We start from the raw sequence: 15688 nt of genomic DNA, 5'->3' as shown, positions 1-15688 counted from the left end.
AAATCGCCTGCGCTCAAAGGGTTTTCCCCGCGTGTATGAGCCCGAGCAGCTCGGGGCCCAGCCTGCGGTCGGCCCGGGTGGCCAGGTAGGTCGGCATGACCGGCTCGGGGTCGCGCAGCGGGCGGAAGGTCACGCCGGGCACCGGCAGCAGGTTCGCGTGCGCGGCGTAGAAGACGGTCCAATGCGGGCCGAAGCCGAGTGTGGCCAGCGTGTCCTGCGCGGTGGTGAACTCCTTGCCCAGCAACGGTTCGAAGCCCGCCTCGCGGCAGCAGCGCGTGATCAGGTCGAACAGCGGTGGGTTGCGCTTGCGTGAGCTCAGCCTCGCGGGCAGCCCGGCCAGCTCAGCGAACGCGACGGAATCCTGTGCCGCCAACGGATGCGTGGCGGGCAGCGCGACGACGACCGGGTCGTCCCACAACGGCGTGAAGTCCAGCTCGGGCACGTCCCAGGTGCCGCGCACGATGGTCGCGTCCAGCGCGCCGGACCGGACGTCGCGCAGCCGCTGCTCGACGGGCGCGTGCACCAGGTCCAGATGCGCGCCGGGCACCCGCGCGGTGAACGCGGCGAGCAGCCGGTCCATCCGGTCGCCGATGCCGTCGCTGGTGCCGAGCCGGATGGTGTGCTCGCGTTCCTCGCGCAGCTCCTTGATCGCGGCGAGCGCGCGGGCCTCGGACGCGAGCACTTCCTTGGCATGCGGGAGAAAACGGTGTCCCAGCGCGGTGAGCGTGACGCTGCGCGTGGTGCGGTCGAACAGGTCGGAGCCGAGCTCCCGCTCCAGCCGCCGCACCTGCTGGCTGACCGCGGGCTGCACGATGTGGAGCCGCTCGGCGGCCCGCCCGAAGTGCAGTTCCTCGGCCACGGTCACGAAGTACCGGAGTTGACGTAGTTCCACGCATACTCCCATTGATCACGGCTTGTGATGAGTGTACGAGCGTCTCGCTCATTGGTCTATACCTGAGTGTCCGCGAGGCTCGAAGCCATGAAGCTCTACCGAGAAGATGAAGGAACCGGACGCCCGCTGCTTTTCTTGCATGGCTGGGGAACCAGCGGGCGCGTCTGGGGCGCGCAGCTGCCGGAGTTCATCCGTGATCACCGTGTCGTGACGCTGGATCTGCGTGGCTGCGGCCGCTCACCGCGACCGTCCCAGGGCAACACCATCGACGCCAACGTCGAAGACCTGGCCGAGGTGGCCAGCGAACTCGGCAAGCCGGTCATCGTCGGCTCGTCGATCGGCGGGCTCTACGCGACCGAGCTGGCGTTGCGGCATCCTGACCTGGTCGAGCGGGTCGTGACGGTCGGCGGACCGGCGTACTGGCCGTCGACGGGCATGCTCGACAAGGTCCTCGCGCTACGGGAGGCACTGGTCACCGACCGGGCGGGCACACTCGCGGGCTGGCTCCCGAACTGGTTCGCGCCACGAACCTCCCCGGCGCTGATCGACTGGACACTGCGCCAGGTCCTCGATTCGGGCGTCTACATCGACGAGCTATTCACCGACTGCACTCGCTACGACCCGCGCCCGCGGCTGGCGGATCTCAGCGTGCCGATCACCTATGTGCACGGTGAGCTCGACGCCGAGATCCCGCTCGAAGTCCCGCGCGCCTGCGCCGCGCTCACGCCGGGCGCCGAGCTGATCGTGATCGACGGCTCAGGACATCTGCCTCATCAGGAACGGCCGCTCGCGTTCAACGCCGTGCTGCGCAAGGTGCTGGGGGAGGACTGATGCCGAAGACCTCCGTCGAGATCACTGGTGGCGAGGCGCTCGTGCACTACGACGTGACCGGCAGCGGACCGGGGCTCGTGCTGGTGCACGGCACCGCCGCGACCCGGGAGCAATGGCTGCCGCTGACGGACGCCGCGCGAGACCGGTACACCGTCGTCGCGCCCGACTACTCGGGCTCCGGCCTGACCGTCGACCACGGCGGCGTGCTCACGGTCGAAGACCTGGCCGCTGAGGTGCTCGCGGCCGCCGACGACGCCGGGCTCGGCGAGTTCCGCCTCGCGGGCCATTCACTCGGCGCCGTCGTCGCCGCGCACCTGGCGGGCACGCACCCGGACCGCGTGCACTCCCTGGTGCTGCACGCTTGCTGGGCCGTCACGGACACCCGCTTCGACGCGGAACTGCGGTACTGGCTCGAGTTGCTGGACACCGGCGCGTTCGCCCGCATGCTGCCGCTGATGGCGTTCGGGCCCCGCTACTGGGCCACGGCCACGACCGAGTCGAACGAAGAACTCGTCGCGACGCTCGACGACCTGATCGACCCGGTCGGCGCGGCCAGGCAGATCGAGGTCGACCGGCGGGTCGACCTCCGGGACATCTTGCCGAAGATCACCGCACCGACGCTGCTGCTCGCCAGCGAGCACGACCGGATCATCGACCGCGCGCAGCAGGAGCTGCTCGCCGCGGCCATTCCGGACGTGCGCCGCGCCGGGCTCGATGCCGGGCACGGCGCCCCCGCCGAGGATCCGGCGGGGTTCGCCGCGGCTGTCTTGTCCTTTATGGACGAGTGACTTGCTGATAGACGACGTTGGCCATCCCTTCCATGCCTGCCAGGAAGGGGTGATACGCGGCCGCCGCCGGCGAGCGGGAGTCATCCTTGCCGTTGATCCACGCGGCGTTGCCCGCGCAGGCGTCATGGCCGAGCGACGGCCCGTAGAGGTCCACATAGGACGAGTTGCCGTCGGCCTTGACCGCGTCGGCGATGGCGGCGTTCAGTGCCTCCTCGACACTGTTCAACCAGGCGTAGTCGCCGTCGGCGAACGGCAGCTGGATGGGGCAGTAGCCGCTTGGCGGCAGGATCCGGGGGTAGCCGATCGCGTACACCTTCGCCTTGGGCGAGCGGACATGGATGCCGGCCAGTACGTCCTTGACCCGCTGGGAGATCGTCGGGATGACTGCCTTGATGCTGTCGGTCCCGGACTTCGAGAACCGGCGTTCACACGGGTTGCCGGTGGAGTCCGACGCGCGCAGCAGCGGGCAGGCGTCGATCACCTTGCGGAACAGGTCGAAGTCGTTGCCGCCGATGCCGACGGTGACCAGGTCGGTGAAGGTCTCCAAGGCCTTGAACTGCGCCGCGTTGGTCCCCGACACCGTCGGCTGCGCGTAGGCCATCTGCGCTGTCGCCGCCCCGGCGCAGCTGACGTCCGTGTACTGCGCGCCGAGTCTCGCCGCGACTATCGCCGGATAGTTGCTCTTGGACCGCCCGCAGCCGAGCGGGTCGCTCCGCTGCTGCGGGATCAGCGGTCCCGACGTGTACGAGTCGCCCAGCGCGACGTAGTTCAGCACCCCGGCTTGAGCGGTCAGAGTGGACGCCAGCAGCACGATCGTCGCGGCTGCGGCGGTGAAGACGGTACGCATCGAGACCTCTGTTTCGTGAGCGGAATTCACGGACTCCGTTCACGTTCTAGCCAGCGATGATCCGAAGCCGGTGCCGCCGTTCGGGTGGTCAAGACCTTTGTTCACTCGGCCGTGGTGTAACAACGGGTGATTTCGATGTTGCTTAGGGTCAACCAACGATCTAGGCGAACAAGCCCCGGATGTCCTCAGCGTCCAAACCGGACCCGAAGGCGTTGCCGTCGTCCATCACGCTGGCCACCAGCTCGGCCTTCTTCGCCTTGAGCGCCATCACCTTCTGCTCGATCGTGTCCTTGGCGATGAGCCGGTAGACCATGACGTTGCGGGTCTGGCCGATGCGGTGGGTGCGGTCGACGGCCTGCGCCTCCGACGCCGGGTTCCACCACGGATCGAGCAGGAAACAGTAATCGGCCTCGGTCAGGTTCAGCCCGAAGCCACCCGCCTTCAGGCTGATCAGGAACACCGGGTCGGTGCCGGTCTTGAACCGCTCGATGACCTCGCCGCGACGCCGCGTACTGCCGTCGAGATAGCAGTAGGTGAACCCTTCGGCTTCGAGCCTTTTCCTTACCACGTCGAGGAAACCGGTGAACTGGCTGAACACCAGCGCCCGGTGCCCGCCGCCGGTGACGTCCTGGAGCTGTTCCACCAGCGCGTCGACCTTCGCGCTCGGCAGGCCGGAATGCTCCTCGTCGACCAGCCCGGCGTCGAGGCTCAGGCGCCGCAGCAACGTCAAGGACTGGAAGATGGTGAAGCGGTTCTTGTCGAGATCCCTGACCAGGCCAAGGATTTTCTGCCGCTCCCGCTGCAGATGGGTTTGATACAGCCTGCGGTGCTTGGGATGCAGGTTGACCTCCAAGACCTGCTCCTGCTTCTCGGGCAGGTCGGCGGCGACCTGTTCTTTGGTGCGCCGCTTGACCAACGGCTTGATGCGGCGGCGCAGGCGGCCGAGTTTCTCGGGGTCGCCCCGTTTTTCGATCGGCCGGACGTAGTACTCCTCGAACCGGTGCGGGTTGGGGAACAGCCCCGGCGCGGTGATCGACAGCAGCGACCACAGCTCCATCAGGTTGTTCTCCATGGGCGTGCCGGTGATCGCGAGCTTGAACGGCGCGTCGAGCTTGCGCGCGCACTGGTGCGCCTTGGCGTTGTGGTTCTTGACGAACTGAGCCTCGTCGAGCACCAGCCCGGCCCACTCGCGCTCGGTGTAGGCGTCGATGTCCAGCCGGAACAACGTGTACGAGGTGACCACGACGTCGGCGTCCCCGATCGCTTCGGCGAGGGTCTGCTTCCGCTTCTTCAGCGTGTCCGTCAGCACGACGACCTTCAAGCCCGGAGCGAACCGGGCCGCCTCGGCCGCCCAGTTCGGCGCGACACTCGTCGGGGCGACGATCAGGAACGGCGCCGAGGCCTGGGCATGACAGATCAACGCCAGCGTCTGCACGGTCTTGCCGAGACCCATGTCGTCGGCGAGGATCCCGCCGAGCCCGAACTTCCACAGGAACGCGAGCCAGCGGAACCCGTCGACCTGGTACGGGCGCAGGTGCGCGGTCAGCGAAGCAGGCGGATCGACCGCGCCGACCTGGTCCAGCGAGCGCAGGTCGGCCAGCTGCCGCCGCCACGCTTCGGCCTGCTGGTCGACCACGCCCAGCGCGGTGAGCTCGTCCCACAGCGTGACCTGGTACCGGCTGATCTGCAGGGGCCCGCTGGGCTTGTCCTGCATCATCCGCGCCTCTTCCATCAGCCGCTTCAGCGTCTGGAATTCCGGCTTCAGCAAGGAAAAGTACGCGCCGCTCGGCAGCAGCAGCTGGGATTCGCCCCGGCTGAGCGCGAGGAAGACGTTGATGAACGCGATCGGGTGGCCTTCGACGAAGAACGCGATGTCGAGGCCGAACCAGTCCCGCTTGCCGACCAGTTCGGCCGTCGAGAACCCGATGCTCAGCGAATCACCGGCTTCGCGGTAGTCGGCGGGCTGCCCGGTCACCTCGACCTCGACATCGGGCCTGCCTCGCAGCAGTGGCAACACTTCCGTGGTGAACTGCATGGTGTCGACGCCTTCGCACGCCAGCCGTTTCCGCCTCGGCGCGAAGCCCGGCGGCACGTCCAGCGCGGCCAGGAGCTTCTCCTCGCGGCCGAGGTCGCGATACCCGGAGACGTCCTCGGTGCCGAGCGGATCGCGGAACTTGGACTCGCCGACGCGGTACGCCCATTCCCAGCTGACCTCCAGCGCGTGCTCCTTGCCGTACTCGGCGTGCACGATCAGCTTGGGCCCCGACACCTTCGGCGGGGTGAACGAGGAATCCGACGAGACGAGCGTCGCGACCGTGCGCAGCCGCGGGCAGTACTCGTCGCGGAACCGCGGCAGCTCACCCGGCGGGATGCTCAGCTTCTCCCGCTCCAGCGCCATCCGTTGCAGCTGTGGGGGAGCGGGCGGGTTGAGCCTGGCCAGCCGCAGCCGCCAGCCCGCCGGATCGTCGCTCCGCTCGGTGTCGGCGCGATCCACATAGACCAGGCCATGCCCGCCGGAGCCGATGAACGCCACCGGCACCGCGTCGGCCGGGACACCGCCGAGCCGGATGGACGGCGCGACGGCCAGCCCGTCGCCGGACGCGGTCGTGACGTCCAGGCAGACGTCGCCGCTGGTCGGCGGGTCGAGCTCACCCAGGTCCTTGCCACCGTGCACCAGCCGGACGCCGTGCGTCGCGGCCTCCTCCAGCAGCGGCCAGAGCTGGTGGCTGTCGAACCCGGACAGGTCGATCGTGCGCACGTCGCCGTAGAAGTTCCGGCTCGGATTGTGCGCCTGGTAGAGCGCGAACAGCTCCTGCAGCACCCTGAGCTGCTCGCTGGGATGTTCGTCGTAGTGATGCAGCGCGGCCAGCTTCGTCCAGCTCAGCCCGCTGGCGATCCAGCCGCGCTTGCCCTGCTTCACCAGCTTGGCCAGCGGGCTGCGGCCGGTCAGCGTCAGCTCGATCGCGAGCGGGGTGCGCGGGGTGACCGGCTCGTGCTCGAGCAGGTAGCCGAGCGAGGTCTCCCAGGAAACCGGCCGTGCGGCACGCCTGCCCGCGTCGGCGGCGGCCAGCACGAGCGCCGTGACGTGCTTGCAGTTGTAGCCGACCGGGCAGGTGCATTGCCCGGCCTGCAGCTCGGCAGGCTCGCCCTCGATGGTGTGGAAATAGACGGTCGCGCGGTAGGTGTCACCCCGGCTGCCGGGCACCGGGCCGCTCAGCGTGCCTTTCGCCGGGCTCCACGCGGGCTCCGCGATCGCGTACCGCTTCGCGTGCTCGACGCCGCGTGCGTACGTCGCACCACCGACGACGTCTTTGAGGTCGTCGGTGTCGAAGGCGGGCAGTGTGGCCATCCTCCGAAGCTAGCCCCCGGCACCGACAGAAACGGCATCAGGGCTGTTTCGTGTACTCCAGCAGGTAGCGCCAGAACAGCAGCGGCCGGACGGTGCTACCTGGCAAAAGGTCCCGCGAGGTCCGCCGGATCTCGCTCATCGTCGGGTAGGTCTCCCTGATCGGCGCGCGCAGCGCGGGCTCGCTGCCGCCGTTGAGCCGCTCGCCCGCGTGCACGACGACCCTGGCGACCAGGTTGACCGGCGCCGCCGCGAGCCACAGCGCGTAGTCGCGGATCTTGCTGGGCCTGGCCAGCCCGAGCACCACCAGCACCCCGCCCGGCACCAGCGCCTCCTCCAGCACGCCGAGCATCTCGATCGGCATGTGATGCAGCGACGCGACGCACGAGATGTAGTCGTAGTGCTCGATCGGCAGCGGCTCTTTGGTCACGTCGGCCTGGCGGTATTTCACCTTGCCGGGGCCCGGCGAGCCGGTGGCCCTGGCCGCCTCGACCATCAGGCCGGACGAGTCGACGCCGTCCACCGTCAACCCGGCCGCGGCCAGCCGCCTCGCGAACCGGCCGGTCCCGCAGCCGACGTCCAGCGCGACGCCCGGCCCCGGCGGCAGATGCCGCAGCAGCAGCGGGTGGTAGTGGTCGTTGTGGTTGAACGGCATAGGTCGAGAGTGCCAGTAAACGCGCACGTAGACTCGTGTACTGCGGAAAGTATCGAGCTTGGGAGATTGTGTGCGGCAAGACGAGCCCTTCGACGACGAAGAAGACGAAGGCCCGGTCACCGGCCTGCCGGATCTGGTCGATGAAGAGGGCTACGACCCCGCCTTCGAGGCCGGTGGACGGCCGGGCAGCGGCATCGGCGGCGTCGGGCAGCTCGGTGACAACGTGGTGCTCGGCCCGGTGCCGGACCTGGTCGCCGACGAGGACCAGGAGCTGCACGAGCTCGACGACCAGGGCGTCGAAGAGCACCACGCCGACCCCAACGGCCGCGAGGCACGCCACGCGCTGATGCGGGTCGAGGCCGAGCTGAACCAGCGCTGGCCCGAGACGAAGATCGAGCCGTCGACCGCGCGCATCTCCGCGCTGCTGCACCTGCTCGGTGAGCCGCACCGCGGGTACCCGGTGCTGCATGTCGCTGGCACCAACGGCAAGGGCTCGACCACGCGCATGATCGACGCGCTGCTCACCAGGATGGGGCTGCGCGTCGGCCGGTACACCAGCCCGCACCTGCAGCTGGTCACCGAGCGGATCGCGCTCGACGGCCAGCCGATCTCGGCGGCCAAATACGTTGACCTGTATGAGGACATCGCGCCGTTCGTGTCCATGGTGGACGGTGCGGGCGGGCCGGACGCGGTGCCGATGAGCAAGTTCGAGGTGCTCACCGGCATGGCGTTCGCGGCCTTCGCGGACGCGCCGGTCGAGGCGGCGGTCATCGAGACCGGCATGGGCGGCACCTGGGACGCCACCAACGTGGCCGACGGCGAGGTCGCGGTCATCACCCCGATCTCGCTAGACCACACCGACTACCTCGGCACAGACGTGACCAAGATCGCCGCCGAGAAGGCGGGCATCATCAAGCCTGGCAGCGTCGCCATCCTCGCCGAGCAGGACGAAAACGTGCTCAAGGTGCTGCTGGAGCGCGCCATCGAGGTCGACGCCAGCGTCGCGCGCGCGGGCAGCGAGTTCGGCGTGCTGGAGCGCGAGATCGCCGTCGGCGGCCAGCTGCTCAAGCTGCAGGGCCTCGGAGGCGTCTACGACCAGATCTTCCTGCCGCTCCACGGCGCGCACCAGGCGGCCAACGCCGCGCTCGCGCTCGCCGCGGTCGAGGCGTTCTTCGGCGCTGGCAAGGACCGCCAGCTGGTGGCCGAGGCCGTCCGCGAGGCGTTCGCCGAGGTCGAGATGCCCGGCAGGCTCGAACGTGTCCGCGCCGCACCGACCGTCATCCTCGACTCCGCGCACAACCCGCACGGCGCCCGCGCGCTCGCGCAGGCGCTGACCGACGAGTTCGCCTTCCGCAAGCTCGCCGCCGTGGTCGCCGTGATGTCCGAGAAGGACGCGCTCGGCATCCTCGAAGCGCTCGAACCAGCCATTTCGGACATCGTGGTGACGGTCAACTCGTCGCCGCGCTCGATGCCGCTGCTGGAGCTGAACGACCTCGCGATCTCGGTCTTCGGCGAAGACCGCGTGCGCGCCGAGTCCAGCCTGGACGCCGCCGTCGAGACCGCCATCGGCCTGGTCGAGCAGCACGACGACCCGGAAGAGCCGCTCGCGGGCGGCGGCGTGCTGATCACCGGCTCGGTGGTCACCGCCGGCGACGCGCGCACGCTGTTCGGGAAGGAACCCGCATGAGCGAGGTCAAGCCGCCTGTCAAGGACCCGATGAAGTCGTTCCGCGGGGTCATGTCGGGCACCCTGATCATGGAGGCCATCGCGGTCGCGCTGGCGCTGCCCGTGGTCGCGAACGTCGGCGGCGGCATCAGCACGCTGACCGGGTGGTCGATGATCGCGATCGCGGTCGCGCTGATCGTGCTGTGCGGCATGGTCAAGCGGCCGTGGGCGGTGCCCGTGGTGCTGGCGCTGCAGGTCGTGATGATCGCGTTCATCGTGACACTGCCCGCCGTGGGCATCCTCGGCCTCATCTTCGGCGGCATCTGGCTGTGGCTGCTCTGGCTGCGCAAGGACGTCCTGCGCCGCATGGCCGCCGGGACGTTGCCCAGCCAACAGCAGTCGTGAGTGTCCTGGCCGGTTCTAACCGGCCTAAACACTCACGACCCCCGCGCGCGTCCTGGCCGCCCCGATCCGCGTGAACGCCACGTTCACAACGTTGAGCGACGCAAAAGCCCCGCTCATTCCCTCCGGAGACCACGCGAAATAGGACAAATACGACCCAAGAGGCAGAGCGGCGGGCTTTCCGTCCTTTGTGGACGCGCGCCGCGGCAAGACCGGCGACTTTCGAGGAAGTCGATCTTCGCGAAACCCGAGTTTGGGCCACTGGATGGCCCAAACTCGGGTTTCGCGTGGCAATGCCTCACTCGAAGACAGTCGTGAGTGTTGCGTGCGGTTCTGGCGGATCGGTACTTGGTTACCTGTCGCCCGAGTGTCGGTGCGAGTGGAAGGTTTGCTCCGTTGGGTGCAGAAATTCTTCCACTCGCGTGGCTCGTCCACCGTGGCACGTGACAAGGGGGGCCCTTGTCACGCTCTGGGTGACAAGGGCGGCCCTTGTCACCCAGACCGCGGCCGGGTGAGTGGGAAACGCCCCGTCCGTGCGCGCCAGCCAAGGCCACGTCACGGGTAGGTCGTCGAATACCGGTTCGCTCTAACCGGCCGGAACACTCACGACCCCGGAGAGTTCGGCCAGGTGGGCGTCGCCGTCGCGGGGGCTGGTGGGGGAGGCTGGAGCGACTGCTTCAGGGGAGGTCGACGATGGACGTGTTACCCAGAATCGTGACCGCCGCCACTCCCACTGGCTGGCGCCTGCGGTTCCTGCCCAGCGTTCCGCGCTACCTCGCCGCGAACGCCGTCGGCGGCGTGGCCGTCCCGTTCCTGCTGGCGGGGCCGCTCGTCCTCGCGGTGACGATACCGGCGGTCTGGCTGATCTTCGGGTTTTCCGCACTCTGGCACACCTTGCTGGTGATCGGCGCGTTGCTGGGCATCGCCGGGATCGGCGTGGCGATTTTGATGGTGAAGATGGAGCTGCGTGCCGTGCGCTGGGTCGAGTTGCGCGCGGAAACCGGGATACTGCACGTCAAGCGGGTGATCGGCACAACGTTGGTGCCGATCGGGCAGGTGCGGCGAGTCGAGGTCGTCGACCGCGTCAGGCTGGGGGAGCTCAGCGGATTCGACGTCGAGTTCCACGCGGAGCAGGAGGAATTCTCCTGCCCGAGGGTGAAGGGTGACGGTGGCGGACGGCTGGTGGACTGGCTGCGGGATCAGCTGCCCGCCGTGACGGTGGAACGCAAGCAGGTCGTCGATCGTGTGCACCTCCCGAAAGACCAATGGGCGCCGCGCCGGCACGTGGCGGCGTTGTGGAAGGTCCCGGTCGAAGCCGTGCCGGAGCTCGCCGATCACCTCGGCGTCCGCGACCATTTGTTCCAGCCGCGGGTCGGGGCCTTTTACGGGAGCAACCTCCAGTCGGTGGACCTGTACGACCCGGACGACATCCATGAGATCGCGGCGCAGCTCAAGGAACCGTTGGTGTCCCGGAAGCTCGCCGCGCTCATGCTGCAGCGACTGACCAGCCTCGCGAACAACAAGGCGACGGATGAGACGTCCGAGCGGCTCGCCATCCTGCTCCCCGACGCCGAGCTGGCGACGGCTTATCGCAAGGCTTTGCGTCTGACGGCCGCGAGCGAGCCGGATCCGTACGTGGCTTACGTGCAGCACTGGCTCTGCCGCGCGGTGCGGGGCGAGCCGCGGCCCGAGCCGGGCGCGGCGGCCCCTGCCGACCTCGTCGTCGACACACTGGCCACCGCGCCCGTCCTGAGGCCTCGCGAGGCGTAGGGGTCGTGAGTGGTACGGCCGGTTCTAACCGGTCAAAACACTCACGACCCTTTACCGGAGCCGCACCACGCGCAGCGCGGGCGAACTCAGGATGTCCCGCTCGCAGAAGCGCCCGCGCACCCACGCGCCCTGGCTGAATTCCTTGGTCTGATCGGAGAAGTAGGGCGACGTCGCGTCGGTCGACTGCGAGTATGTGAGCAGCGTCGAAGTGTCCGGGCAGCGATCCCGTCCGAACCCGACCACCTGCACGAAGCTCGAGCCGTGGACGATCTCGGCGTTGCCCTTCGCCGGATCCCACAGCGGCGTGACGACGTTCAGCACGCCGAGCGCGTGCGGAGCCCCGTGGATCGGGATCCGCTCGCCGTTGCGGGTGACCGCCTGCCCGTCGGCCAGCTTCGCGTCGAGCGGAAGCTTCGCGGCCGTCAGCTCCGCGACCGCGTCGCTGAAAGCCTTGCGCACCAATGGGTTCGCGGTGTCGAGCGTGTTCGGCGTGTTGACGGGGTCCTTCGGATCGAACGCGACCTTCCACGGATTGGCGGGCAGCTTCAGCACGAAACGCTGGAACAGCAGCGATCCGCGTGAATCGAGCGTGTACCGGTGATCCCAAGTCGCCAGCGCGGCGCATTCGGGTCCGAGGTCGCACAGCTTCGCCGCGTCCGCGGCGGCGAGTTCGGCCATCCGGCTCCGGTCGCCGAAGAGCAGCTGCTTCATCGAGTCGGTCGTGAACACCTTGCCGTCGACACTCAGCAACGCCTCACGCGTGCGCGCCGAGCGCGTGGTGCCGATGTCGCCGACGATCCGCGGATATCCGGTGATCGGCGCCTTCGCGTTCGCCAGCCAGGGACTGTCGTTCGCGTTGAGCGCGTAGTCGCGGCGTTGCGTGAGCGGCAGTTTGCCCGGCCCGAGCAGTCCCGGCTGGACCGCGTCCGGATCGCTGCCCCAGCCGCACGCCGACCGGGAGCCGTCCAGGATGGAGAAGCCGGAAGCCGGGAAGAGGTTGCGCCCCAACGGAGTCGAGCACTGGTTCACCAGCTCGTCCGTGACGTGCGGGACAGCCTGGATGTCCGCGTAGATCGCGTTCCCCGCGCGGTCGGTGGCCATGGTGTTGACCCACGGCGCGCCCAAGGTCGACGACAGCGCCCGCACGACCTGGCGGGTGTCCTGCGCCTGGTCCAGCTGGAACCAGGTGTTGAGGCCGCGCAGGTTCGTGGCGTTCGCGTCCCGCAGCGCGTACGCGGACTTCGTGGTCCACGGCACCGGCGTCCCGAAGAACGAGGTCAGCACCGGCCCGTAGCGCGTCGAGTACAGCTGCCTGCTGACGTCGGCGAGCGAACCGTCCGGCTGCTTGACCTTGACGCGCACGGTCGTCGACGTCATCTTCTCCGGCTTGCCGTCGACGAGGTACGTCGTCCGGTCGTCAGGGGAGAGCGGCACCTCGTACAGCCCGACGGTCCGCGCGGTGGCGACCGTGTGCGTCCACGCGGCGTTGGCCGTGTGCCCGATCTGGATCAGCGGGAAGCCGAGCAGGCTGGCGCCCGAGGCGTCGAACCGCCCCGGAATGGTGAGCTGCGACTGCCAGAACCGCCGCCCGCCCTGCCAGGGGTAATGCGGATTGCCGAGCAGCACGCTGCTGCCGTGAGCGGTGCTCTCCGCGCCGATCGCGATGCCGTTGCTGCCCAGGTCACCGGTGCCCAGCGCGGCGTCCGCCGCCGCGGCGATCTTCGCCGCGTCGGCCGGGGCCTCGGCGGCGGCGCTGGGCTGGGAGTTCACCAGCGCGTCGGCGAGCGCGCCCTGCCCCGCGACACCCGCGACGGCGTAGAAGTGCCGGTAAACGTCGAGGTCCCGGATCGGCCGCAGCCACGCCGCACCACGGCAGGCCGGGTCGGTGACGCCCTGCGAGAGGTACTTGTTGTACCCGTCGACATAGCCCGCGACGAGCTTCCGGACCTCGGGCAGCGGACCCTGCGGCGAAGGCTGGGCGAGCAGCTGTTCGACGACGCCGGAGTCGTTGAGTCGCTGGAAATGCAGGTCGCTGGCGAGGTTCGAGCGCGCGCCGCTGAGCGCGTCGTTCCCCTGGCCGTCCGGCCCGAGGAACCGGGACCGCTCGGCGCTCAGCGTCAGGTAGCCGTTGGCCAGCTCGCAGATGTTGTCCTTCGCGGCGGCGAAACCGTAGCCGTAGCCGAGGCCGTCGAAGGACCGCGCGACGATGTGGGGGACGCCGTGCTCGGTGTAGCGGATCGTGGCGCGGGGTTCGTGGCCCGCCGACGCGGGCGAAGTGAGCAAGGACATGGTGGTCAGCACACAGGCCGCCAGCACTGGGACTCGCATAGTTTCCAAGCTAGCCGGTTCACCGGCCCGAAAGCCGCCGTTGGCCAACCGGCCGTAATGCCGGGATAGAAACCGCGCATGACCGAACCGACTCGCCGTACCCTGCTGCGCGCAGGTTTCCTGGGCGCCGGTGTGCTCGCCACCGGAGCACTCCGCGCCCCGCTCGCGGGAGCGTCCCCGCTGGTCCGCCCGCGTCCCGTGCTGACACACGGCGTGCAGTCGGGCGACGTGACCACCGACTCCGCCATCGTCTGGACGCGCGCCGACAAGCCGTCGCGGCTGATCGTCGAGGTCTCGCGCGACGAATCGTTCCGGCACGCGCGCCGGATCGCCGGGCCGGTGATGAGCCCCGAGACCGGCGGCACCGGCAAGGTCCGCGTCCCCGGCCTGCTGCCCGGCACCGAGTACCACTACCGCGTGGTCGCCGACGACGACCGCACTTGCAGCGAGCCGCTGACCGGGCGGTTCGGCACGGCGCCGCTGCCGTTCAGCCGCCGTGACCTGCGGCTGGTGTGGGGCGGTGACGTCGTCGGGCAGAACTGGGGCATCAACCCCGAACGCGGCGGCATGACCATCTGGGCCGCCATGGCCGCGCGGAACCCCGACCTGTTCCTGCACAGCGGTGACACCGTGTACGCCGACGGGCCGCTCACCGAGACCGTCGCGCTGCCTGGCGGGCAGACGTGGCGCAACATCGTCACGCCGGAGAAGTCGAAGGTCGCCGAGACACTCGACGAGTATCGCGGCCAATTCGCGTACAACCTGCTCGACGAGAACCTCAAGCGGTTCGCCGCGTCGGTGCCGAGCTACGTGCAGTGGGACGACCACGAGGTCGTCAACAACTGGTACCCCGGCGAGATCCTCAACGACCGCCCCGAATACACCGAAAAGCGCGTCGACGTGCTCGCCCCGCGTGCCTTCCAGGCGTTCCACGAATGGCACCCGATCGACCGGCGCGAGGCCGTCGACGGCCGGGTCTACCGGCATTTCCGCTACGGCGCGCGTGCCGAGATCTTCGTGCTCGACATGCGGACCTACAAGGACGCCAACACCTCCGACCGCACCAAGCCCGGCCACATCCTCGGCGACAGGCAGGCGCGCTGGCTCGTCGACGCGCTCGACCGCAGCACCGCGACCTGGAAAATCATCCAGGCCGACCTGCCGATCGGGCTCACCGTGCCGGACGGCAAGGACATCGAAGGCGTCGCGAACGGCCTGCCCGGCGCGCCCGGCGGCCGCGAGACCGAGCTGGCCTGGGTGCTGAGCGAGATCCGCAAGCGCAAGGTGCGCAGCGTGGTCTGGCTGACCGCGGACGTGCACTACACGGCCGCGCACGAGTACTCGCCGGATCGCGCGACCTTCCAGGACTTCGATCCGTTCTGGGAGTTCGTGTCCGGGCCGCTCAACGCCGGCGCCTTCGGCCCGAACACGCTCGACCCGACGTTCGGGCCGCAGGCCGTTTTCGTGCACGCGCCACCGGCCGCGAACACCTCGCCTGCCGACGGATTCCAGCATTTCGGCGAGATCAACATCGACGGGCACAGCGGCGCGCTGACCGTTGACCTGCGTGACGCCACGGGTGTTTCGCTCTGGTCGAAGACCCTGCGGCCGCAGCGTCGCTGACCAGCCGGATAAGCTCCGCTCGACTACACGAAATCCACTCAAGGAGAAATACCGTCGTGACTGAACGCACCCTGGTTCTGGTCAAGCCCGATGGCGTCGAGCGCGGCCTGGTCGGCGAGGTCGTCTCGCGGATCGAGCGCAAGGGCCTGAAGCTGGCCGCGCTGGAACTGCGCACCGTCGAGCGCTCGGTCGCCGAGGAGCACTACGCCGAGCACAAGGAGCGCCCGTTCTTCGGTGACCTCCTCGAGTTCATCACCTCGGGCCCGCTCGTCGCGCTCGCCGTCGAGGGCCCGCGCGCGATCGCCGCGTTCCGCCAGCTCGCCGGCGGCACCGACCCGGTCGAGAAGGCCACCCCCGGCACCATCCGCGGCGACTTCGCGCTGGAGACCCAGTACAACCTGGTGCACGGCTCGGACTCGCCGGAGTCGGCCGAGCGCGAGCTCAAGCTCTGGTTCCCCGACCTCTGAAACACTCCGTGATTCAGCGGGCTTTATCCCGGGTGCTTTTCCCGGGATAAAGCCCGCTAAATCCCACCGGCCTG

General features: G+C 69.0%; 12 protein-coding genes. 7 read left to right on the top strand and 5 right to left on the bottom strand.

Annotated features, from left to right (window positions below; translation table 11 throughout):
- Window positions 1–13: 13 nt before the first annotated feature.
- Window positions 14–892 carry a LysR family transcriptional regulator gene (locus BLV57_RS22375; RefSeq protein WP_091291705.1) on the bottom strand — a complete coding sequence of 293 codons (879 nt, stop codon included), beginning with the start codon at window positions 890–892 and terminating at the stop codon, window positions 14–16.
- Window positions 893–979: 87 nt separating this feature from the next.
- Here BLV57_RS22375 and BLV57_RS22370 point away from each other — a divergent pair, with 87 nt between their 5' ends.
- Together BLV57_RS22370 and BLV57_RS22365 are read left to right on the top strand one after the other, a co-directional pair.
- Complete coding sequence (locus BLV57_RS22370; protein ID WP_091292000.1) at window positions 980–1723, top strand: alpha/beta fold hydrolase; 744 nt, start codon at window positions 980–982, stop codon at window positions 1721–1723.
- A complete protein-coding gene (locus BLV57_RS22365; protein WP_091291704.1) occupies window positions 1723–2511 on the top strand; it encodes an alpha/beta fold hydrolase in 789 nt (262 codons plus the stop codon). The genes BLV57_RS22370 and BLV57_RS22365 overlap by 1 nt, the downstream gene beginning before the upstream one ends.
- Here BLV57_RS22365 and BLV57_RS22360 read toward each other — a convergent pair.
- From BLV57_RS22360 to BLV57_RS22350, 3 genes are all read right to left on the bottom strand, one after another.
- Window positions 2498–3358 (bottom strand): SGNH/GDSL hydrolase family protein, encoded by an 861-nt coding sequence (locus BLV57_RS22360; protein ID WP_091291703.1) that lies wholly within the window; start codon window positions 3356–3358, stop codon window positions 2498–2500. The two genes, BLV57_RS22365 and BLV57_RS22360, sit on opposite strands and share 14 nt — an antisense overlap.
- Window positions 3359–3518: 160 nt before the next feature.
- A complete protein-coding gene (locus BLV57_RS22355) occupies window positions 3519–6707 on the bottom strand; it encodes a DEAD/DEAH box helicase (RefSeq protein ID WP_091291702.1) in 3189 nt (1062 codons plus the stop codon).
- A gap of 37 nt (window positions 6708–6744) precedes the next feature.
- Window positions 6745–7359: a class I SAM-dependent methyltransferase gene (locus BLV57_RS22350; RefSeq protein ID WP_091291701.1), complete on the bottom strand. Its 615-nt coding sequence runs from the start codon at window positions 7357–7359 to the stop codon at window positions 6745–6747.
- Window positions 7360–7429: 70 nt separating this feature from the next.
- On the opposite strand from BLV57_RS22350, the gene folC reads away from it, so the two are divergent.
- From folC to BLV57_RS22335, 3 genes are all read left to right on the top strand, one after another.
- Complete coding sequence (folC, locus tag BLV57_RS22345; RefSeq protein ID WP_425426017.1) at window positions 7430–9046, top strand: bifunctional tetrahydrofolate synthase/dihydrofolate synthase; 1617 nt, start codon at window positions 7430–7432, stop codon at window positions 9044–9046.
- On the top strand, window positions 9043–9429 hold the full coding sequence (locus BLV57_RS22340; RefSeq protein ID WP_091291699.1) for a DUF4233 domain-containing protein: 387 nt from the start codon (window positions 9043–9045) through the stop codon (window positions 9427–9429). The genes folC and BLV57_RS22340 overlap by 4 nt, the downstream gene beginning before the upstream one ends.
- 690 nt (window positions 9430–10119) lie before the next feature.
- On the top strand, window positions 10120–11196 hold the full coding sequence (locus tag BLV57_RS22335; protein ID WP_091291698.1) for a hypothetical protein: 1077 nt from the start codon (window positions 10120–10122) through the stop codon (window positions 11194–11196).
- A gap of 51 nt (window positions 11197–11247) precedes the next feature.
- Here BLV57_RS22335 and BLV57_RS22330 read toward each other — a convergent pair whose 3' ends face one another.
- Entirely contained in the window at window positions 11248–13524 is a 2277-nt protein-coding gene (locus BLV57_RS22330) for a penicillin acylase family protein (RefSeq protein WP_091291697.1), read from the bottom strand.
- A 78-nt stretch (window positions 13525–13602) separates the two neighbouring features.
- Between BLV57_RS22330 and BLV57_RS22325 the strand changes: the two genes are divergently transcribed.
- Both BLV57_RS22325 and ndk read left to right on the top strand, forming a co-directional pair.
- The gene (locus tag BLV57_RS22325; RefSeq protein ID WP_091291696.1) at window positions 13603–15147 is read left to right on the top strand and encodes an alkaline phosphatase D family protein; all 1545 of its coding nucleotides are present in this window, start codon (window positions 13603–13605) and stop codon (window positions 15145–15147) included.
- A 56-nt stretch (window positions 15148–15203) separates the two neighbouring features.
- Window positions 15204–15614 carry a nucleoside-diphosphate kinase gene (gene ndk / locus BLV57_RS22320; protein WP_091291695.1) on the top strand — a complete coding sequence of 137 codons (411 nt, stop codon included), beginning with the start codon at window positions 15204–15206 and terminating at the stop codon, window positions 15612–15614.
- Window positions 15615–15688: the final 74 nt, after the last annotated feature.

The sequence above is a fragment of the Amycolatopsis xylanica genome, assembly GCF_900107045.1.
GTDB lineage: Bacteria > Actinomycetota > Actinomycetes > Mycobacteriales > Pseudonocardiaceae > Amycolatopsis > Amycolatopsis xylanica.
This window is presented reverse-complemented; position numbering and strand designations above follow the sequence as displayed.

Coding starts and splice junctions, on each gene's coding strand:
- BLV57_RS22325 (WP_091291696.1), top strand. CDS start 13,603: ATGACCGAACCGACTCGCCGTACCCTGCTGCGCGCAGGTTTCCTGGGC.
- BLV57_RS22330 (WP_091291697.1), bottom strand. CDS start 13,524: ATGCGAGTCCCAGTGCTGGCGGCCTGTGTGCTGACCACCATGTCCTTG.
- BLV57_RS22370 (WP_091292000.1), top strand. CDS start 980: ATGAAGCTCTACCGAGAAGATGAAGGAACCGGACGCCCGCTGCTTTTC.
- BLV57_RS22340 (WP_091291699.1), top strand. CDS start 9,043: ATGAGCGAGGTCAAGCCGCCTGTCAAGGACCCGATGAAGTCGTTCCGC.
- BLV57_RS22350 (WP_091291701.1), bottom strand. CDS start 7,359: ATGCCGTTCAACCACAACGACCACTACCACCCGCTGCTGCTGCGGCAT.
- BLV57_RS22360 (WP_091291703.1), bottom strand. CDS start 3,358: ATGCGTACCGTCTTCACCGCCGCAGCCGCGACGATCGTGCTGCTGGCG.
- BLV57_RS22355 (WP_091291702.1), bottom strand. CDS start 6,707: ATGGCCACACTGCCCGCCTTCGACACCGACGACCTCAAAGACGTCGTC.
- BLV57_RS22365 (WP_091291704.1), top strand. CDS start 1,723: ATGCCGAAGACCTCCGTCGAGATCACTGGTGGCGAGGCGCTCGTGCAC.
- BLV57_RS22335 (WP_091291698.1), top strand. CDS start 10,120: ATGGACGTGTTACCCAGAATCGTGACCGCCGCCACTCCCACTGGCTGG.